The organism is Ectopseudomonas khazarica, assembly GCF_004521985.1.
GTDB lineage: Bacteria > Pseudomonadota > Gammaproteobacteria > Pseudomonadales > Pseudomonadaceae > Aquipseudomonas > Aquipseudomonas khazarica.
In genome coordinates this window covers 159,253-177,890 of sequence record NZ_SBHZ01000006.1, presented here as the reverse complement: position 1 = coordinate 177,890, position 18,638 = coordinate 159,253, and the positions used below count along the sequence as shown (strand labels likewise).

The window sequence follows — 18,638 nt, the reverse complement described above, 5'->3', positions numbered from 1 at the left end:
TCATGGCGCCGCTCTCCGGAGGCCGGACGCTCAGCGCGGGATCATGGCCTCCCAACAGCTATCCGACATGCGGTATAACCTCCAGACACTCCAGCGCCTCGCCACAGACGGCGAACCAGAGAAGGATTTCCAGCATGACCCGGAAGGTCATCCATCGAGACCGCCCGCAGCCTGTGCGCCATTGCGCGTCCATGCATGGCCAGGCGTACTGAACGGAGGGTTTGCCGTGACGACAGCCGATGTGAAATGCCGCTTCGAAGCAAGGCTTCTGCGCCCGGCAAAGCCTGCCGGCGACAGGTCATGGACGTTCGTGGTACTGCCGAGGGAAGCCAGCGAACAGCTGCCAAGACGCGGCAGGACGACCGTTGCCGGCAGGCTCAATGGCCACCCGTTCCAGGCGACCCTTGAGCCGGATGGCCAACTGAGCCATTGGCTGCAGGTCAGCAGCGCCCTGCAGGAAGCCGCAGGCGCGGCCGCCGGGGATGTCGTGACACTGGAGCTCACCCCTGTCGCCAGTGAACCCGAACCCGAGATCCCGTCGGATCTGCAGGTGGCACTGGCAGCCACCCCTCGAGCCTGTGAAGTGTGGAACGCCACGACGACCATCGCGCGCGTAGACTGGATACACTGGATCACGTCAGCCAAGCAGCTCAAGACGCGCGAAAAGCGCATTGCCGATGCCTGCGACATGCTGGCATCCGGAAAGAAACGGGTCTGCTGCTTCGATCAGTCGGGTTACTACAGCAAGGCTTTCCGAGCGCCCGAAGCGGAAGACTCCTGAATGACGAACGGCGTTGAAACGCCTGACACCTGAGTCGCTTCGCTCATCGAGCCCTCCCCTTCCCCAGACACCATGGCCCTATGACCAATCCATACCAACCCCCTCAGTCGCCCCTCGAAGGCGGGTCGGATCAGGGTGGCAGCGCCACCATGGCCATCCGCCTGATCGTGGGGCTGATCTGTGCACTCATTGCGGCGGCGCTGCCGATGCTGGTCATCCCTGCGTTTCAGCAGGTCTTCGACAGTTTCGGGGCCCAACTACCGCTGATGACGCAGCTCGCCCTGAGCTACCACCTGTGGCTCTGGGTGCTGCCGATATTGGTGATCGCGGCGTTCCTGTTCTGGCCCAAGGCCGAACGCCGGCCATTGGCCGCCTGCCTGACGGGCGTCATCGGCCTGACGCTGGCCATCATCGTCATGATCCTGGCGATGTACCTGCCTGTTTTCGCGCTGGGCCAGGCCATCTGAAGGGATCGGCAGGCGAGGCCATGGCACTACAGCAAACCCTGGATAGCACCCACGCAGAACGTGGGCGCTATCGATAAACGACGAAGGCGCCCGGATGGGCGCCTTCAGTCGAAGCGGAGTGAAGCGTCGATCAGGCAGTGCGACTGGCGCCCACTCGCTCGGCACCACCCTCGGCGACACGATTGGCACCGACACGATCAGCGCCATCTTCAGCGACACGCAAGCGCTCGAGAGTACGTTCGGCCCCGCCTTCTGCAATGCGGTTGACGCCTACGCGCTCGGCACCGCCCTCGGCGACACGATCAGCACCGACGCGATCAGCGCCATCTTCGGCGACACGAAAGCGCTCGAGGGTACGTTCGGCCCCGCCTTCTGCAATGTGATTGACACCTACGCGCTCGGCACCGCCCTCGGCGACACGATCGGCACCAACGCGGTCAGCACCATCCTCGGCGACACGAAAGCGCTCGAGGGTTCGCTCGGCGCCCCCTTCGGCCACTCGGTGCGCACCCACGCGGTCAGCGCCGTCTGCTGCGACGACAGGGGCAGCGACGGACTGAACAGAAATCTGCGGCGCGGCGAAAGCGCTGGCGGAAAGTGCGGCGATAACGAGGCTGGCGAGGATTTGCTTTTTCATGATCAGGCTCCTGGATGAGGCTGGAAAGTGAGTACGGAACCTATGCTACTCACATGAAATCGATTGAATAGCGCAAATAAACGAAGCAATGAATCGAATAAATAGATATTTATTCAAACAAGCAAGGACACATCAGCGGCGAACCGCGTCAGCCATCGGTCGTTGAACGAATCGCTCCACGCGCCATCCGGGGTCAAGGGGCGCAACACCGCAGCGCTGGCGGACCGGATGTAGTCAGTGGCGAAGCAGGTTGCATGCGGGCGCTGTCAGGCACCGTCCCGTGGGAGACGCTTCAGTCGCGTAGGGTGGACAACGCGAAGCTTGTCCACCCTGCCTGGCTTGAGCGCAGCGAAAATTGGAAACCAACAGATGTTGGGTTTCGCGTTGCGCTACCCATCCTATGTGGGCAGCGTCAGGCGTACTTCTACGCCCCCCTCGACGTTACCGACCTGCAGCTCGCCGCCATGCAGTTCGGCCACTTCCTGGACGAAGTTGAGGCCAAGCCCCGTGCTCTTGCGCCCGCCATTGGGGCGCGGCAGGGAGTAGAAGCGTTCGGTCAGGCGTGCCAGCGCGTAATCGGGGATGGCTTCGCCCTGGTTGAACAGGCGCAGCACGACACCCTCGCCCCGGCGTTCGGCGGCGATACGGATGCGCCCGCCGGGTGGCGTGAAGTCCAGGGCATTGTCCAGCAGGTTGGCCAGCGCCTGACGCAGCAGGAAGCGCTCGCCCCGCAGACTGAGGCCCGCTGGCAGCGCCTCTTCGACCTGCAGACCGGCGGCGGTGATGCGTGCCTGCTGCGCCTGCAGCAGCTCGTCGACCAGAGCCCCCAGCGCGACCGTCACGCGCTCCTCCAGCCCCTGGCGCTGCTCCACCTGGGCCAGATGCAGCAGGCGCTCGATGAGGTTCTGCAGGCGTGCGCTTTCCTGCTGGATATTGGCCACGAAGCGCTGGCGCTGCTCCACCGGCATGTCGCCCTCGAGCAGTTCGGCGGCGCCCCGGATGGCGGCCAGCGGGCTCTTCAGCTCATGCGTCAGGGTGTGCACGTAGCGCTCGACGTAGGCCTTGCCCTCCAGCTCGGTGCGCATGCGTTCGACTGCCACGGCCAGTTGCCCCAGTTCGCCACCCCGTACCTGCGGCGCCTCGGCGCGCTGCCCCTCGCTGACCGCCTGGGCATAGCGCGTCAGCTTGCCCAGTGCGGCGCTGAGCCACCAGGACAGCGCCGCGCCAATCAGCAGGCCGAGGCCGATCAGGCCGGCGCCGAGCCAGGCCAGGCGGTTCTGCGAGCGCTCGATGTAGGGTTGCAGGGTGCGGTTGGGCTTGGCCACCGAGACCACGCCGATGATCCGCTCGCCATCCTTGATCGGCGCCGCCACGTACATGACCGACGAATCGGGGTCATTCGGGTCTTCGCGGGTGGAACGGGCACCGTACTGGCCGCGCAGGGTCAGCAGCACATCGTTCCAGCGCGAATAGTCCTGACCGACCGCCTGGCCCGCTGAGTCGAGCAGGACGATGCCCTGGCCGTCGGTGACGTAGATGCGGTGGTTGACCTCGGCCTTGGTCAGTCCCCAGATGGTCGCCTGCGGCTGGCGCCGGCCATAGGCCTCCAGTGCCTCTGGCAGGCGGCCCTGGCCGAGGGTACCGGCCTTGACCTCGTCACGCAGGATCTCCGCCAGCAGGTTGGCGGTATCGACCAGGGTCTCCTCGGTACTCTGGCGCACGCCGGGACGAATCTCGTCCATCACCGTGCTGAGCACGAACCAGCCCGCCAGGCCGACGAAGAGGAAGTAGACGAGGAAGATGCGAACGCCCAACGGCATGGTAGGAGCCTCTCTACGGTCTCGCGAACTGGAGGGAAAGGGTGGTGCAAACGCCCGAGGACGCGGAGTTTACAAGGGTGAACGAGCATTCCGAAGGCATCTGCAACGCCGCTCGACCGAGCCTGGCAGATCGAGGAAAGGCGCTAGGCCGCCGGTTCGAAACTGTAGCCCAGGCCACGATGGGTCTGGATCGGTTCCTCGGTGGCGGCAACGCTGCGCAGCTTGGCCCGCAGGCTCTTGATGTGACTGTCGATGTTGCGCTCGTAACCGGCTTCGCTGGGCACGCCGAGCGCGTCGAGCAGCTGCTCGCGGGAGAACACCCGCCCCGGCTGGCCGAGCAAGGTGCGCAACAGGCGAAACTCGTGGCGGGTCAGGCTCAGCGCCTGGCCGTGGTAGTGGATGCGAAAGGCCGCGTCGTCGATCTGGAAAACGCCTGGCGCGACGCTCTCCGTGGTTTCGCGCGGCACCATGCGCCTGAGGATGACCTTGACCCTGGCGGCCACCTCGCGCGGGCTGAAGGGCTTGACCACATAGTCGTCGGCGCCGATCTCCAGGCCCACCACGCGATCGATCTCTTCACTGCGCGCGGTGAGGAAGATCACCGGCACCTCGGAAAAGCGCCGCAAGCGTTTGCACACCTCGAAGCCGCTGATATCCGGCAGGCCGACGTCGAGGATGGCCAAGTCGAAGCGACCGCTCTCCAGCAGGCTCAGCGCCTCGCTGCCGAGGCTCGACCAGTGAGTGGTGAAGCCTTCGGCCTGCAGAGCATAGACCAGGGTGTCGGCAATCGCGGCTTCGTCTTCGACTATGAGTATCTGCGGCATCGGGCGTCCTGCACCTGGGGTTCGACGGCAGGAGACTGCCGAGGGCGGCGGCGGGCGTCAAGCGCAGGCGGGGGCAACCCGCCGGGACGCCGTTGGCGGGCTGCAACTGCCATTGGATGGGGGCACCGCGACGCGCTCGGGCAGGCTCAGTGCTCGCCGCGAATGTACTGCTCCAGCTGGCGAATCAGGTCGGCCTGTTCGGCGATGGTTTCCTTGACCAGGTCACCGATGGAAAGCAGGCCGATCAGCTCGCCCTCGGCAAGCACCGGCAGGTGGCGCAGACGGCGCTCGGTCATCAGCTCCATGCAGTGCTGCAGGCTGTCGCGCGGGCCGACGCTGATCACGTCGCGGGTCATGATTTCGCTGACCTTGGCCGCCAGCATGGAGCGCTCGGCCAGGGCCACCTTGCGCACGTAGTCGCGCTCGCTGACGATGCCCACCAGCCGCCCGCCAGACAGTACCACCAGGGCGCCGATGCCCTTCTCGGACATGATGCGCAGGCCATCGAGCAGGGAGTCGTCGGCATCGATGCTGTAAAGAAGGGCGTTCGACTTGGTTCTGAGGACTTCGGCGACCGTTTTCATGCTGGGGCTCCGTGTGGTTTGCATTGTTTTTAGCAGAGTTGGCCAGCCAGGTCAGCTCAGGAGCTGCACGAAAGATCGCCGAATGCCGTTCAGGCCGGCCACAACAGGCGAGGAACGGGCCGGGCTGGCGCTCCGGCCCGGCTCCGGCGCCGCCTCGGCGCACCGCTGCTTTCGGCTGCACCCCCAACCTCAGTCGAGGCTGAAACGCCCGGTATTCTGCGCCAGCCCTTCGCTGCCCCGGCGCAACTGCTCGGCCGCGCTGCTGACGGCCTGGGCGCCATCGAGCAACTGCCCTGCGGCCTGGTCGACCTGCTGGATGTTGCCGCTGACCTCATCGGCCGTGGCGGCCTGCTGCTCGGCCGCCGTGGCGATCTGCGCCAGGCGGTCGCTGACCCGCTGCACGGAATCGACGATGTTCTGCAGCTCGTCACCCATGGCCAGCACGCTGCCGATATCGCCGTCGGCCTGGGAGCAGGCGTCCTCCATCAGCGTGACCGACTGGCCGACCACGCGTTGCAGGTTGTCCACGGTCTGGGCGATCTCCTGGGTCGAGTCCTGGGTGCGCTTGGACAGCGAGCGAACCTCGTCGGCGACCACGGCGAACCCGCGCCCCGCCTCGCCCGCGCGGGCGGCCTCGATGGCGGCGTTGAGCGCCAGCAGGTTGGTCTGTTCGGCGATGCCCTTGATCACCTCGACCACCCGGTTGATCTGCTGCGTCTGCTCACGCAGCTCCTGCAACGCCGCGGCGCTGTCGCCCAGGCGGCTGCTGAGCTGGCGCATGCTGGCGCTGGTGCGCTCGCTGCGCTGGTTGCTGCTCAGCGCCACCTCACGGGTCTGCTGCGCTTCCACGGCCGCCTGCTCGCAGCTTTGCGCCACGCTCTGCGCGGTGGCGGCCATCTGCGTGGCGGCGGTGGCGATCTGGCTCATCTGCGCCTGTTGCTGTTCGACGGCGTCCAGCGCGTGCTGGGCCTGGCCACCGAGCAGCTGCACCGTGCTGTCGAGCTGCTGACTCTCGCGGTTGACCCCTTGCAGCGAGTCGCGCATCTGCTCGACGGCAATGTTCAATGCCTGGGCGATGGCCGCCAGATCGTCGCGTCCGTTCACTTCCATGCGCACGCGCAGGTCACCGTCACGCAGGCCACGCGCGGCTTCGATGATGTTGCCGGTGCTGATGCGAATCGAAGCGTTCAGGCACAGCATCACGTACATCGCCAGCAGGGTGAGCAGGACGAACGCACCGACCACCTCGATCATCGTGTTCAGCGCCCGTTGCCGATAGCCACCGAGGCTGACGGAGAACTGCTGATAGATCGCCTGCTGCAAGTCCTGCAGCTGCACTTGCAGGGTTTCGACACGCTGGATGAACTGCTCGGGCGTCAGCGCCATGGGGCTGGCCTCGAACATGTCGCGGTCGATCTGGGCAAGAAAATCGTCGAAGGCCTTGAGCGAGGCCTCGAAGGGTTCGCTCAGCTGGCGCATGGCCTGCGGGGCCTCGCGTGACAGGGTGGTCTGCGCCTTGACCAGCTGCGCCTGCTGCTCGTCCAGGCTGCGGCGCAGGTCGCGGATCAGCACCCGGCTCTGCAGGGTGAAATGCTGCGAGACCACGGCGCCATGCCCCTGCGCGGCGAAGGTGCCGAGCTGCTCGAGCAGGCGCGGCATGATGTAGGTGATCTGCTCCATCATCAGGTAGGTGTCGAGATTCGGATCGAGAATCAGGGCACTGTCGGTCGCCACCTGCTCGCGCAGCGCGATCAGATGCAGCAGGGTCTTCTGGTAGCGCTCCAGCGCATCGGGCAGCGCCACCTTTTTCAGCGCCTCCGCACGCAGGCTGTCGCGCTCGCCCTGCAGGGCCTGAAAGTGCTCGCGCGCCTGGGCGCTGATCAACGCGCTCTGCAGCGGCTCGGCCGCCTGCTCCAGGGCCGCATCGAGCTGCGCTTCACGCTGGCGCAGCTGCCCTTCGGCGGCGTCTTCGGTGCCCTTCCAGCGGGCGAACAGGGTGCGCTGGGCGATCAGCTCCTGCTGCACCTTGGCCATGCGCTCGAGCGCCTGCGCACCCTCGACCTCGCGGTCGACGAAATCCAGGCGCGAGAGGGAATCGCTGCTGATCACCCAGAGCGCATAGCCCAACGGCAATGCGAACAACAGGAACACCAGCTGGAACTTGTGGGCAAAACTGAAACGCTGCAGCAGCCGTACACCCGGCTTGAGTACTCCCGTCATGACGACACCTCAGTGACCTAATGGGCCTACAGGCCTGGCAAACAATTGCAGTTAGCAAGAAGCAGGCCCGGCGCCCCATGGCGCGAGGAAGTCGTTACAGGGCACTCCGAATGAGTGTAATGGCCAATGGGAATCAGCCTTTGCCGAAATGCGACAATTAACTCAGCATTGGGGACGGTCGCGGGTGTATCGCTCGGCCGGGTCCACCGCTGCACCAAGATCGCGCATGGCGCTGGCACCAATCAGCAGCGGATAGCTGAAGGTACGTCGATCGGTCAGGTTGATCTCGATGGTGTGCTCCTCGTCGCCCAGGCAGATCGGCATCTCGATCACCGGTCGCTGCGAGTAGGCGACGTCCTGCGTACCGGCTTCGCCGCCTTCCTCGGCGCGCTTCTTGATCTCGGCGATGCGCACCAGCGGATGTTCGTACAGGGTGTCGTCGGCACCGTCCACGGCCAGACGGAAGCGCACCCAGTCCTGGCCGTCGCGGGTGAAGGGTTCGATGTCCTTGGCGGACAGCGAGGCGGTCATGGCGCCCGTGTCCATCTTGGCCTTGAGGGTCTTGCCCAGGTCCGGGAGCTTGATCAGTTCGTAGCGACCGTAGAGATCGGGTTGCTGGTTGGCCATGGCCGGCAGACTGATGGCGGCGGCCAGCAGGAGCAGAGCATATTTCAAGGGTCGGTCCTCTCGTTTGCGGTGACCGAATCTACGACTGCCCTGCCCGGGCCATGTTCCCCGCCAAGCGTTACCGCATGCTACATCCTCAGGCGCTAGCGCCCGCGGCCTTCCAGCTCCATCCCGGTCCACAGCTCGTCGAGGCGCTCGAAGCCCCACTCCTCGGCGGACTCGCGCCCGACGATACGGTCCTGATCGGTGATCTTGCTCAGATCGACGACGCTCTGCGGCAACGGCACGCGCGACTTGGCCGAGAAGAACACCTTGACCCTGGGCGCCAGCAACGCCTTGGGGTTCTGCTCCATGACCACGGCCAGGCGGCCGCTCTGCAGGCGCACCAGCGCGCCGACCGGGTAGATGCCGACGGTCTTGACGAAGGCCTGGAACACCAGCTCGTCGAAGTGGCCCTTCCACTCGGCCATCTTGCGGATCGACTCCGCCGGGTCCCAGCCCGCCTTGTACGGACGGTTCGAGGTGATGGCGTCGTACACATCGCACACCGCGCCCATCTTCGCCAGCAGGCTGATCTGCTCGCCCTGCAGGCGATGGGGGTAGCCACTGCCGTCGATCTTCTCGTGGTGGTGCAGGCAGACATCCAGCACCAGCGCGCTGACCTGCTTGCTGGCGATGAGGATGTTGCCGCCCTCCTCCGGGTGCTTGCGCACGGCGGCGAACTCGCCGTCGGTGAGCTTGCCGGGCTTGTCCAGCAGGTCCTGCGGCACCGCCATCTTGCCGATGTCGTGCAGCAGGCCGGCCAGCCCCGCCTCGCGCACGGCCGCCTCGGGCAGGCCGAGCTGACGGGCCAGCGCGATCATCAGCGCGCACACCGCGACGGAGTGCATGTAGGTGTATTCGTTGCTGTGCTTGAGCCGCGCCAGGCTGATCAGCGCATTGGGGTGGCGCATCACCGACTGGGAGATCTCCTCCACCAGCGACTCGGCCTGATCGAACTGCAGCGCCTGGCCCATGCGTGCATCGCTGAACATGTCCACCACTGCCTGCTTGGAGCGCGCGCAGAGCTTGACCGCCTGCTCCAGCTCCTGCTCCATCGACAGGTTCCTGACCTTGGGTGGCTCGATGGCGGCCAGCAGGCGGGCCTGTGCCTCGCATTCGACCTCGGCCTCGGTGGCGGCCTGCACACCGGCGGCGACGTCAGCCCCCTTGCTGACGTCGATCCACAGTTCGCTGATCGCGCTGTCGCGAATGCGTGCGAGATCCTTTTCGGAGTTGAGGACGAACTTGGATTTCCAGAAGGGGTGATCCATCCACGAACCACAGAATTCCTGGATGAACATTCCGACACGAAGATCGGTGACGGCGATCCGTTTGAGCATGGCATGTACCGAAAGATGAGAATGCCTTCCCTGACCAGGCTACTTCCGATGAGGCTCATGGGTATATAGCCTCTCAACTGGCAATAGGCCAGTCAGCAGCGCTTTGAGCAAAGCGTCGCGCTTGCATAAGATGGCCGCTCACCGCCTGCCATGGAGTCGACATGCGCCCCCTGCTGACCGGCCTTGCGAACGTCGTTCTGCTACTCGCCAACACCCTGATCCTGATCGGCCCGTTGCTGTTGATCGCGCTGGGCAAATTCGTGCTGCCCGGCCAGGCCGCGCGCGACGCCTGCTCGCGCGGCGTGATGTGGGTCGCCGAATTCTGGGCCGAGAACTGCAAGCGCATCTTCGCCCTGCTGACCCCGACCCGCTGGGACATTCGCGGCAATGCCGAATTGCGCCAGGACTGCTCCTACCTGGTGATCAGCAACCATCAGTCCTGGGTCGACATTCCCGCGCTGGTCCAGGCGTTCAACCGCAAGACGCCCTACTTCAAGTTCTTCCTCAAGCAGGAACTGATCTGGGTGCCGTTCCTCGGCCTGGCCTTCTGGGCGCTGGATTACCCCTTCATGAAGCGCTATTCCAGGGCATTCCTGGAGAAGAACCCGCACATGAAGGGCAAGGACCTGGAGATCACCAAGGCGGCCTGCGAGAAGTTCAAGCGCCTGCCCGTCACCGTGGTCAACTACCTGGAAGGCACCCGTTTCACCCCGGCCAAGCAGGCGCAGCAGCAGTCGCCGTACCGCTATCTGCTCAAGCCCAAGGCGGGTGGCGTGGCCTTCGTCCTCGCCGCGCTGGGCGAGCAGCTGGACGCCGTGCTGGACGTGACCCTGGTCTATCCCGACCAGCAGGTACCAGGCTTCTGGGACCTGCTCAGCGGCCAGGTCGCGAAGGTCATCGTCGACATCCGCACGCTGCCTCTCGACCCGACGCTGTGCCGCGGCGACTACGAGAACGACCCCGCCTTCCGCCAGCAGATGCAGGACTGGGTGTCCGCGCTGTGGCAGGCCAAGGACGCGCGCATCGCCGACCTGCGCCACGACGCCCAGCCATGACCGGCTTGTCGTTCGGTTTTCCGAATGCCGCGCAGCGCGATGGTCGGAAGGTCGAACGAACAGGCATCTCGCCCCGCTCGGGCAATAAGTTTAATTTCTTTAAAATCAATCACTTGAAATAAATACAAGGTCCTCGAAAGCGCTGGCATGCAACCTGCTCAAGTCCCCCTCAGGAATGCGATAGACCTTCCGTGAGCAAAGTGGCGTGAGCACGCCATCACAACAACAATACCGAGGACTCGATTCATGCGTACCTTCCACCGTGTACTGAGCGTGGCCGTCGCTGCAGCCATTCTCTCCACTCCGGCCATCGCAGAGGAGCTGACCGGCACCCTGAAGAAGATCAAGGACACCGGCACCATCACCCTGGGCCACCGCGACTCCTCCATCCCCTTCTCCTACTTCGGCGACAACTCGCGCACACCCATCGGCTACTCCCACGATCTGCAACTGAAAGTGGTCGAGGCGCTGAAACAGGAACTGGGCCTGCCTGACCTCAAGGTACGCTACAACCTGGTGACTTCGCAGACCCGTATTCCCCTGGTGCAGAACGGCACCGTCGACCTGGAATGCGGCTCCACCACCAACAACGTCGAACGCCAGCAGCAGGTCGACTTCTCCGTCGGCATCTTCGAGGTCGGCACCCGCCTGCTGGCCAGGAACAGCAGCGGCATCAAGGATTTCGGCGACCTCAAGGGCAAGAACGTGGTGACCACCGCCGGTACCACCTCCGAGCGCCTGATCAAGTCGATGAATGCCGAGAAGCAGATGGGCATGAACGTGATCTCGGCCAAGGACCACGGGGAGTCCTTCCTGATGCTCGAGTCCAACCGCGCCGTGGCCTTCATGATGGACGACGCCCTGCTCGCCGGCGAGATGGCCAAGGCCAAGAAGCCTGACGACTGGAGCGTGGTCGGCACGCCGCAGTCCTTCGAGGTCTACGGCTGCATGCTGCGCAAGGGCGACGAGGCCTTCAAGAAGGTGGTCGACAAGGCCATCAGCGACACCTTCGCTTCCGGCGAGATCAACGAGATCTACGCCAAGTGGTTCCAGCAGCCCGTCCCACCGAAGGGCCTGAACCTGAATTTCCCCATGAGCGACGAGCTGAAGCAGCTGATCGCCAACCCGACCGACAAATCCGCAGAACAGATTTGACGGTGATGCGCCGCCACGCTCACGAGGCGTGACGGCGCGGGGACTCCGGGGAGGCCTGCGGCCTCCCCAACCTAATTCCTGACGAAGCCGAGACCATCCGCCCACGCGGATACGGGGAACTGTCGCCCGCTTTCGCGCTTCGCCAACGTATTCACGATCTCGCCAGCGAGCATCTGCCTTCGACACAGCAGAGCCGACGCGCAGCAGATCGTTTCCTCAGCAGAGGGGAAAGTTGCAATGAATTACAACTGGGACTGGGGCATCTACTTCAAGTCCACCGGCATCGGCAGCGAGACCTACCTGGACTGGTTCGTCACCGGCCTGGGCTGGACCATCGCCATCGCCCTGGCAGGCTGGCTGATCGCCCTGGCGCTCGGCGCGCTGCTCGGCGTCATGCGTACCCTGCCGAACCGCTGGCTGTCCGGCCTGGCCACCGCCTACGTGGAAATCTTCCGCAACGTGCCGCTGCTGGTGCAGCTGTTCCTCTGGTACTTCCTGGTGCCGGACCTGCTGCCGGAACCCCTGGAGCTGTGGTTCAAGCAGGACCTCAACCCGGCCACCTCGGCCTATCTCTCGGTCGTCGTGTGCCTCGGCCTGTTCACCGCGGCGCGGGTCTGCGAACAGGTGCGCACCGGTATCCAGGCATTGCCCAGGGGCCAGCTGGCCGCCGGCTACGCGCTGGGGTTCCGCCTGCCGCCGATCTACCGGGACGTGCTGCTGCCACAGGCGTTTCGCATCATCATCCCGCCGCTGACCAGCGAATTCCTCAACATCTTCAAGAACTCCTCGGTGGCCTCGCTGATCGGCCTGATGGAGCTGCTGGCGCAGACCAAGCAGACCGCCGAGTTCAGCGCCAACCTGTTCGAGGCCTTCACCCTGGCCACGCTGATCTACTTCACCCTGAACATGAGCCTGATGCTGCTGATGCGCCTGATCGAGAAGAAGGTCGCGGTGCCGGGCCTGATTTCCGTAGGAGGCAAGTGATGGACTTCAGCCAGATCGTTCCGGCGCTGCCGGGGCTGTGGGAAGGCATGCTGATCACCCTGCAGCTGATGGTCCTCGGCGTGCTCGGCGGCGTGGTGCTGGGCACCCTGCTGGCCCTGATGCGCCTGTCGCACAGCCGGCTGCTGGCGAACATCGCCGCCACCTACGTCAACTACTTCCGCTCGATCCCGCTGCTGCTGGTGGTCACCTGGTTCTACTTCGCGGTGCCCTTCATCCTGCGCTGGATCACCGGCGAGGACACGCCGGTCGGGGCGTTCAGCTCCTGCCTGGTGGCTTTCGTGATGTTCGAGGCCGCCTATTTCTGCGAGATCGTCCGCGCCGGCATCCAGGCCATCCCCAAGGGCCAGATGGGCGCCGCCTCGGCGCTGGGCATGAGCTACGCGCAGAGCATGCGCCTGATCATCCTGCCGCAGGCCTTCCGCAAGATGACCCCGCTGCTGCTGCAGCAGAGCATCATTCTCTTCCAGGACACCTCGCTGGTGTACACCGTGGGCCTGATGGACTTCCTCAACGCCGCCCGCTCGCGTGGCGACATCATCGGCCAGCCCCACGAGTTTCTGATCTTCGCCGGCCTGGTCTACTTCACCGTCAGCTTCGCCGCCTCGCAACTGGTCAAGCTTCTGCAGAAAAGGTTAGCCGTATGATTGCCATCAAGAACGTCAACAAGTGGTACGGGGACTTCCAGGTGCTGACCGAGTGCAGCACAGAAGTGAAGAAGGGCGAAGTGGTCGTGGTCTGCGGCCCGTCGGGTTCGGGCAAGTCGACCCTGATCAAGTGCGTCAACGCGCTGGAGCCCTTCCAGCAGGGTGACATCGTGGTCGACGGCACCTCCATCGCCGACAAGAAGACCAACCTGCCCAAGCTGCGCTCGCGCGTCGGCATGGTGTTCCAGCACTTCGAGCTGTTCCCGCACCTGTCGATCACCGAGAACCTCACCATCGCCCAGGTCAAGGTGCTCGGCCGCAGCAAGGACGAGGCCACCGAGAAGGGCCTGGCCCTGCTTGACCGTGTCGGCCTCGCCGCCCACGCGCACAAGCACCCGGGCCAGCTCTCCGGCGGCCAGCAGCAGCGCGTGGCGATCGCCCGTGCGCTGGCCATGGACCCGGTGGTGATGCTGTTCGACGAACCCACCTCGGCGCTCGACCCGGAGATGGTCAACGAGGTGCTCGACGTGATGGTGCAGCTGGCCCAGGAAGGCATGACCATGATGTGCGTGACCCACGAAATGGGCTTCGCACGCAAGGTCGCCGACCGGGTGATCTTCATGGACCGCGGGCAGATCGTCGAGGACTGCGCCAAGGAAGAGTTCTTCGGCGACATCAATGCCCGCTCCGAACGCGCGCAGCAGTTCCTGGCGAAGATCCTCCAGCACTGAGCGCCCACGGACGCCGCCGGGTGCGCACGCCGCACCCGGCGCGGCGCTCATCTGGCCAGACAGGGATGACTGTGATGCAATGCCTGCCCGCCAGTACTCACGCCGACCTGATCGTGAAAACGCGCCTGCTTCGCCATCTCTCGCTGGCCTGCCTGCTCCTCCTGCTGGTGCTTGGCAGTGGCTATGCGGCCTATCTGCTGAGTGACCGCAGCGGTATCCAGACGCTGGCCGAAAGCGGCGAGCGCCAGCTCGAACTGAATGCCCGCGCGGTGGAAAGCGAGATCACCAAATACACCTACCTGCCCAGCCTGCTGGAGCTGGAAGGCAACGTCTCGCGCCTGCTGCAGTTCCCCACGGCGTACCGCAGGCATCACGTCAACCAGTACCTGGCCGGGCTGAACCAGCGCAGCGGCAGCCTGGCCATCTACGTGCTCGACCTGGACGGGCGGGTCATCGCCACCAGCAACTGGGACCGCGCCGACAGCTACCTCGGCGAGGACCTGTCGTTCCGTGCCTACTACCAGGATGCCGTGCAGGGCAAGGCCGGCCGCTTCTACGGCATCGGCAGCACCACCGGCGAGGCGGGCTACTACCTGTCTCACGGGTTGCGCGAAGACGGCAAAGTGATCGGCGTGGCGGTGGTCAAGGTGCGCCTGGACACCCTCGAAGAGCGCTGGCAGCGCGCCCACCTGGAAGCCTACGTCAGCGACGAGAACGGCATCATCATCCTCTCCAGCAAGCCGGAGCGCCGGCTCAAGGCCGTGCAGGCGCTGGACGACGCCAGCCGCGAGCGCCTGGCGCGCAGCCTGCAGTATCACTGGGCGGCGCTGGAGGAGCTGCAGTTCGCCGGGCGTGAAGCGCTCGGCGACGGCCTGGAACAGATCAGCCTCGACCACGACGGCAGCATCACCCGCTACCTGCTGCAGACTCGCCCGCTGGTCGACACGCCCTGGCACCTGACGCTGCTCAGCCCGCTGCAGGAGCAGCGCAGCGCCGCCCTGCTCAATGCCCTGCTGGCGGCGGTGGCCTGCGCGCTGCTGGCCTTCCTGCTGATCGCCTGGAACGAGCGGCGCAAGGTCATCGCCACCCGCCTGGCCGCACGCGAAGCGCTGCAGGCGGCCAACGACGAACTGGAACGCAAGATCACCGAGCGCACCGCCGACCTGCAGGCCAGCAACGCGCGCCTGCTGGCGGAAGTGAGCGAGCGCGAGCAGGCCGAAACCACTCTGCGCCAGGCCCAGGACGAGCTGGTCCAGGCCGGCAAGCTGGCCGTGATCGGGCAGATGTCCACCAGCATCGCCCATGAGCTCAACCAGCCACTGGCGGCCCTGCGCACGCTGTCGGCCAACACCGTGCGCTTTCTCCAGCGCGGCGCGCTGGATGTCGCCAGCAGCAACCTGCAGAACATCGCCGAGCTGGTCGACCGCATGGGCAAGATCACCGCCAGCCTGCGCGCCTTCGCCCGCCGCGCCGGCGACCAGGGCGAAGCCTCGCTGCAGCAGGCGGTGGACGCCGCGCTGTTGCTGCTGCATCCGCGCCTGCAGCGCACCCGGGTGAAGATCCACCAGGAGTTCGCCGAGGCGCGCCTGGCCATCGAGCAGATTCGCCTGGAACAGATCCTGGTCAACCTGATCAGCAACGCCGTCGACGCGCTGCAAGCGCAAGGCGACCGGCATATCTGGCTGAGCGGCAACACCGAAGCCGAGCACTACCTGCTGGAAATCCGCGACAACGGTCCCGGCATCGCGCCGGAAACCCGCGCCCATCTGTTCGAACCCTTCTTCACCACCAAGCCGGGCGAACAGGGCCTGGGGCTCGGCCTGACTCTCTCGGCCAGCCTCGCCGCCGCCGCCGGTGGCAGCCTCACCGTGCGCCACCCGGAAGAAGGCGGCACCGCCTTCGTCCTCAGCCTGCCCTATCCGCGAGAGCCACAAGCATGAGCGACCGCCTCACCGTCCTGATCGTCGAAGACGACCCCCATGTGCTGCTCGGCTGCCAGCAGGCCCTGGCCCTGGAAGACATTCCCAGCATCGGCGTGAGCAGCGCCGAGGAAGCCCTGGCCCAGGTCGACAGCGACTTCGCCGGCATCGTCGTCAGCGATATCCGCCTGCCCGGCATCGATGGCCTGGAGCTGCTGACGCGCCTCAAGCAACGCGACGCCAGCCTGCCGGTGGTACTGATCACCGGCCATGGCGACATCGGCATGGCCGTGGGGGCGATGCGTGACGGCGCCTATGACTTCATGGAGAAGCCGTTCTCGCCGGAACGCCTGGTGGACGTCGCCCGCCGCGCCCTGGAGCAGCGCGCCCTGGCCCGCGAGGTCAGCGCCCTGCGCCGCCAGCTGGCCGGGCGCCAGGCACTGGAGCAGCGCATCATCGGCCGCTCGTCGGCCATGCAGCAGTTGCGCGAGCTGATCGCCAACGTCGCCGACACCAACGCCAACGTGCTGATCGAGGGCGAAACCGGCACCGGCAAGGAACTGGTCGCCCGCTGCCTGCACGACTTCAGCCGGCGGCAGAGCAAGCAGTTCGTCGCGCTCAATTGCGGCGGCCTGCCGGAAAGCCTGTTCGAGAGCGAGATATTCGGCCACGAGGCGCATGCCTTCACCGGCGCCGGCAAACGCCGCATCGGCAAGATCGAGCACGCCGACGGCGGCAGCCTGTTCCTCGACGAAATCGAGAGCATGCCGCTCAACCTGCAGATCAAGCTGCTGCGCGTCCTGCAGGAGCACAGCCTGGAACGCCTCGGTTCGAACCAGTCGGTCGCCGTCGACTGCCGGGTGATCGCCGCGACCAAGTCCGACCTGGATGAACTGGGCAAACGTGGCGAGTTCCGCAGCGACCTGTACTACCGGCTGAACGTGGTGACCCTGGAACTGCCGCCACTGCGCGAGCGCCGCGAGGACATCGCCCTGCTGTTCGAGCACTTCCTGCAGTTGGCGGCGCTGCGTTTCGACCGCGCCGTGCCCGAGCTGGACCGCCAGACCCTGGCCGCGCTCAGCGCCCACGACTGGCCAGGCAACGTGCGCGAACTGCGCAACGTCGCCGAGCGCTTCGCCCTCGGCCTGCCGGTGTTCAAGAAAAGCGGCCAGGCCGACAACAACACGCTGGGCTTCAACGAGGCCGTGGAAGCCTTCGAACGCAGCCTGCTCAGCGCTGCACTGGAACGCCACGCCGGCAACCTCAGCCAGGCCGCGCAGACGCTGGGCATGGCCAAGACCACGCTGTTCGACAAGGTGAAGAAGTACGGCCTGTAGGCGCGGCTATCGCCCCCGGCGTCTCATGAACCTGGCAAAGGAAAAAAGGGAGCCCGCAGGCTCCCGAAAAAGGCGCGGACCAATGCGCCCAGGGCCGTGAAACTCAGGCTGCGCTGAAGGTCTTGTGCGGGTCGATGACGAATTTCTTCGGCACCCCGGCATCGAACTCGCCATAGCCACGCGGCGCGTCGTCCAGGTTGATCACCTGCACGCCCACCACTTCGGCGATGTTGATGCGGTCCCACATGATGGCCTGCATCAGCGCACGGTTGTATTTCATCACCGGGGTCTGGCCGGTGTGGAAGCTGTGCGACTTGGCCCAGCCGAGGCCGAAGCGAATGCTCAGGCTGCCGATCTTGGCGGCGGCATCGACCGCGCCCGGATCTTCGGTCACGTACAGGCCGGGGATGCCGATCTTGCCGGCGACGCGGGTCACCTGCATCAGCGAGTTGAGCACGGTGGCCGGTGCCTCGTGCTTGGCCCCCTCGTGGCCATGACCACGGGCCTCGAAGCCCACGCAATCGATGGCGCAATCGACTTCCGGCTCGCCCAGCAGGTCGGCGATCTGCTCGTGCAGCGGGGTGTCCTTGGACAGGTCGGCGATCTCGAAGCCCTGGGCCTTGGCATGCGCCAGACGCGCCGGGTTGAGGTCGCCAACGATTACCACGGCGGCACCCAGCAGGCGCGCCGAGGCGGCCGCGGCCAGGCCGACGGGGCCAGCGCCAGCGACGTAGACGGTGCTGCCCGGACCGACACCGGCGGTCACGGCACCGTGGTAGCCGGTCGGCAGGATGTCGGACAGGCAGGTCAGGTCGCGGATCTTCTCCATGGCCTTGTCGCGGTCCGGCAGCTTGAGCAGGTTGAAGTCGGCGTAGGGCACCAGCACGTATTCGGCCTGGCCACCGGTCCAGTCGCCCATGTCGACGTAACCGTAGGCGCCACCGGCACGCGCCGGGTTGACGGTCAGGCAGACGCCGGTGTGCTGTTCCTTGCAGGAGCGGCAACGGCCACAGGCGACGTTGAACGGAACGGAAACCAGATCACCGATCTGCAGGCGCTCGACGTCGCGGCCCTTCTCGATCACCTCGCCGGTGATCTCGTGGCCCAGCACCAGGCCGACCTGAGCGGTGGTACGGCCGCGCACCATGTGCTGGTCGGAGCCGCAGATGTTGGTGGAAACGACTTTCAGGATGACGCCGTGCTCGATTTTCTTGCCGCGCGGGTCCTGCATCTTCGGGTAGTCGATCTTCTGCACTTCGACCTTGCCCGCACCGAGATAAACCACACCACGATTACCAGACATGCGTAACTCTCCTTTCTTTTTGTGGATACAAGGCGCGACCGAAGGGCCACGCGGCCTTGCACTGGAGCTTCTTTCGTCTGTTGCCGGTCACCGCCGGTAAAGCCTGGCAGGGCGGTGAGCGAGAATTTCCCCGGTTTGCGTCCGGGT

At 65.5% G+C, this 18,638-nt stretch carries 17 protein-coding genes; 10 read left to right on the top strand and 7 right to left on the bottom strand.

Going from position 1 to position 18,638, the window contains the following annotated elements:
* Positions 1 to 226 precede the first annotated feature (226 nt).
* The 3 genes from EPK82_RS09815 (at position 227) to EPK82_RS25195 (ending at position 1,903) form a co-directional block, all read left to right on the top strand.
* Positions 227 to 781, top strand: a complete 555-nt coding sequence (locus EPK82_RS09815; RefSeq protein WP_134676445.1) for a YdeI/OmpD-associated family protein — start codon at positions 227 to 229, stop codon at positions 779 to 781.
* 149 nt (positions 782 to 930) lie between these two features.
* Positions 931 to 1,248 (top strand): hypothetical protein, encoded by a 318-nt coding sequence (locus EPK82_RS09810; protein ID WP_134676444.1) that lies wholly within the window; start codon positions 931 to 933, stop codon positions 1,246 to 1,248.
* A 94-nt stretch (positions 1,249 to 1,342) separates the two neighbouring features.
* A complete protein-coding gene (locus EPK82_RS25195) occupies positions 1,343 to 1,903 on the top strand; it encodes a hypothetical protein (RefSeq protein ID WP_197738851.1) in 561 nt (186 codons plus the stop codon).
* A gap of 380 nt (positions 1,904 to 2,283) precedes the next feature.
* On the opposite strand, the gene creC is transcribed toward EPK82_RS25195, so the two are convergent.
* The 6 genes from creC to EPK82_RS09775 form a co-directional block, all read right to left on the bottom strand.
* On the bottom strand, positions 2,284 to 3,705 hold the full coding sequence (gene creC / locus EPK82_RS09800) for a two-component system sensor histidine kinase CreC (protein ID WP_134676442.1): 1,422 nt from the start codon (positions 3,703 to 3,705) through the stop codon (positions 2,284 to 2,286).
* A 143-nt stretch (positions 3,706 to 3,848) separates the two neighbouring features.
* Positions 3,849 to 4,529, bottom strand: coding sequence for a two-component system response regulator CreB (gene creB / locus EPK82_RS09795; RefSeq protein ID WP_037056312.1), 681 nt, complete (start codon positions 4,527 to 4,529; stop codon positions 3,849 to 3,851).
* 146 nt (positions 4,530 to 4,675) lie between these two features.
* Positions 4,676 to 5,113 carry a CBS domain-containing protein gene (locus EPK82_RS09790; protein ID WP_037056309.1) on the bottom strand — a complete coding sequence of 146 codons (438 nt, stop codon included), beginning with the start codon at positions 5,111 to 5,113 and terminating at the stop codon, positions 4,676 to 4,678.
* 189 nt (positions 5,114 to 5,302) lie between these two features.
* Complete coding sequence (locus EPK82_RS09785) at positions 5,303 to 7,333, bottom strand: methyl-accepting chemotaxis protein (RefSeq protein ID WP_134676441.1); 2,031 nt, start codon at positions 7,331 to 7,333, stop codon at positions 5,303 to 5,305.
* 162 nt (positions 7,334 to 7,495) lie between these two features.
* Positions 7,496 to 8,008: a retropepsin-like aspartic peptidase RloA2 gene (gene rloA2 / locus EPK82_RS09780; RefSeq protein ID WP_134676440.1), complete on the bottom strand. Its 513-nt coding sequence runs from the start codon at positions 8,006 to 8,008 to the stop codon at positions 7,496 to 7,498.
* 95 nt (positions 8,009 to 8,103) lie between these two features.
* Complete coding sequence (locus EPK82_RS09775) at positions 8,104 to 9,342, bottom strand: HD-GYP domain-containing protein (protein WP_037056302.1); 1,239 nt, start codon at positions 9,340 to 9,342, stop codon at positions 8,104 to 8,106.
* 161 nt (positions 9,343 to 9,503) lie between these two features.
* On the opposite strand from EPK82_RS09775, the gene EPK82_RS09770 reads away from it, so the two are divergent.
* From EPK82_RS09770 to aauR, 7 genes are all read left to right on the top strand, one after another.
* Complete coding sequence (locus EPK82_RS09770) at positions 9,504 to 10,397, top strand: acyltransferase (RefSeq protein WP_134676439.1); 894 nt, start codon at positions 9,504 to 9,506, stop codon at positions 10,395 to 10,397.
* A 246-nt stretch (positions 10,398 to 10,643) separates the two neighbouring features.
* Positions 10,644 to 11,552: a glutamate/aspartate ABC transporter substrate-binding protein gene (locus EPK82_RS09765; protein WP_037056297.1), complete on the top strand. Its 909-nt coding sequence runs from the start codon at positions 10,644 to 10,646 to the stop codon at positions 11,550 to 11,552.
* A 237-nt stretch (positions 11,553 to 11,789) separates the two neighbouring features.
* Positions 11,790 to 12,536, top strand: a complete 747-nt coding sequence (locus EPK82_RS09760) for an amino acid ABC transporter permease (RefSeq protein WP_134676438.1) — start codon at positions 11,790 to 11,792, stop codon at positions 12,534 to 12,536.
* A complete protein-coding gene (locus EPK82_RS09755) occupies positions 12,533 to 13,201 on the top strand; it encodes an amino acid ABC transporter permease (RefSeq protein WP_175252709.1) in 669 nt (222 codons plus the stop codon). The genes EPK82_RS09760 and EPK82_RS09755 overlap by 4 nt, the downstream gene beginning before the upstream one ends.
* Positions 13,198 to 13,932 carry an amino acid ABC transporter ATP-binding protein gene (locus EPK82_RS09750; RefSeq protein ID WP_134676437.1) on the top strand — a complete coding sequence of 245 codons (735 nt, stop codon included), beginning with the start codon at positions 13,198 to 13,200 and terminating at the stop codon, positions 13,930 to 13,932. Before EPK82_RS09755 ends, EPK82_RS09750 begins: the two co-directional genes overlap by 4 nt.
* 74 nt (positions 13,933 to 14,006) lie before the next feature.
* Positions 14,007 to 15,872 carry a sensor histidine kinase gene (locus EPK82_RS09745; protein ID WP_208651112.1) on the top strand — a complete coding sequence of 622 codons (1,866 nt, stop codon included), beginning with the start codon at positions 14,007 to 14,009 and terminating at the stop codon, positions 15,870 to 15,872.
* Positions 15,869 to 17,188: a two-component response regulator AauR gene (gene aauR / locus EPK82_RS09740; RefSeq protein WP_134676436.1), complete on the top strand. Its 1,320-nt coding sequence runs from the start codon at positions 15,869 to 15,871 to the stop codon at positions 17,186 to 17,188. The genes EPK82_RS09745 and aauR overlap by 4 nt, the downstream gene beginning before the upstream one ends.
* A gap of 103 nt (positions 17,189 to 17,291) precedes the next feature.
* Here the strand turns inward: aauR and fdhA are convergent, their stop codons facing one another.
* Positions 17,292 to 18,491, bottom strand: coding sequence for a formaldehyde dehydrogenase, glutathione-independent (fdhA, locus tag EPK82_RS09735; protein WP_037056281.1), 1,200 nt, complete (start codon positions 18,489 to 18,491; stop codon positions 17,292 to 17,294).
* Positions 18,492 to 18,638 lie beyond the last annotated feature (147 nt).

What these genes read in the sequence shown, in the direction of transcription:
- EPK82_RS09790 (WP_037056309.1), bottom strand. Translation starts at nt 5,113, where the DNA reads ATGAAAACGGTCGCCGAAGTCCTCAGAACCAAGTCGAACGCCCTTCTT.
- EPK82_RS09745 (WP_208651112.1), top strand. Translation starts at nt 14,007, where the DNA reads ATGCAATGCCTGCCCGCCAGTACTCACGCCGACCTGATCGTGAAAACG.
- EPK82_RS09785 (WP_134676441.1), bottom strand. Translation starts at nt 7,333, where the DNA reads ATGACGGGAGTACTCAAGCCGGGTGTACGGCTGCTGCAGCGTTTCAGT.
- EPK82_RS09770 (WP_134676439.1), top strand. Translation starts at nt 9,504, where the DNA reads ATGCGCCCCCTGCTGACCGGCCTTGCGAACGTCGTTCTGCTACTCGCC.
- EPK82_RS09775 (WP_037056302.1), bottom strand. Translation starts at nt 9,342, where the DNA reads ATGCTCAAACGGATCGCCGTCACCGATCTTCGTGTCGGAATGTTCATC.
- EPK82_RS09810 (WP_134676444.1), top strand. Translation starts at nt 931, where the DNA reads ATGGCCATCCGCCTGATCGTGGGGCTGATCTGTGCACTCATTGCGGCG.
- aauR (WP_134676436.1), top strand. Translation starts at nt 15,869, where the DNA reads ATGAGCGACCGCCTCACCGTCCTGATCGTCGAAGACGACCCCCATGTG.
- creB (WP_037056312.1), bottom strand. Translation starts at nt 4,529, where the DNA reads ATGCCGCAGATACTCATAGTCGAAGACGAAGCCGCGATTGCCGACACC.
- EPK82_RS09765 (WP_037056297.1), top strand. Translation starts at nt 10,644, where the DNA reads ATGCGTACCTTCCACCGTGTACTGAGCGTGGCCGTCGCTGCAGCCATT.
- EPK82_RS09760 (WP_134676438.1), top strand. Translation starts at nt 11,790, where the DNA reads ATGAATTACAACTGGGACTGGGGCATCTACTTCAAGTCCACCGGCATC.
- creC (WP_134676442.1), bottom strand. Translation starts at nt 3,705, where the DNA reads ATGCCGTTGGGCGTTCGCATCTTCCTCGTCTACTTCCTCTTCGTCGGC.
- EPK82_RS09750 (WP_134676437.1), top strand. Translation starts at nt 13,198, where the DNA reads ATGATTGCCATCAAGAACGTCAACAAGTGGTACGGGGACTTCCAGGTG.
- fdhA (WP_037056281.1), bottom strand. Translation starts at nt 18,491, where the DNA reads ATGTCTGGTAATCGTGGTGTGGTTTATCTCGGTGCGGGCAAGGTCGAA.
- EPK82_RS25195 (WP_197738851.1), top strand. Translation starts at nt 1,343, where the DNA reads ATGGGCGCCTTCAGTCGAAGCGGAGTGAAGCGTCGATCAGGCAGTGCG.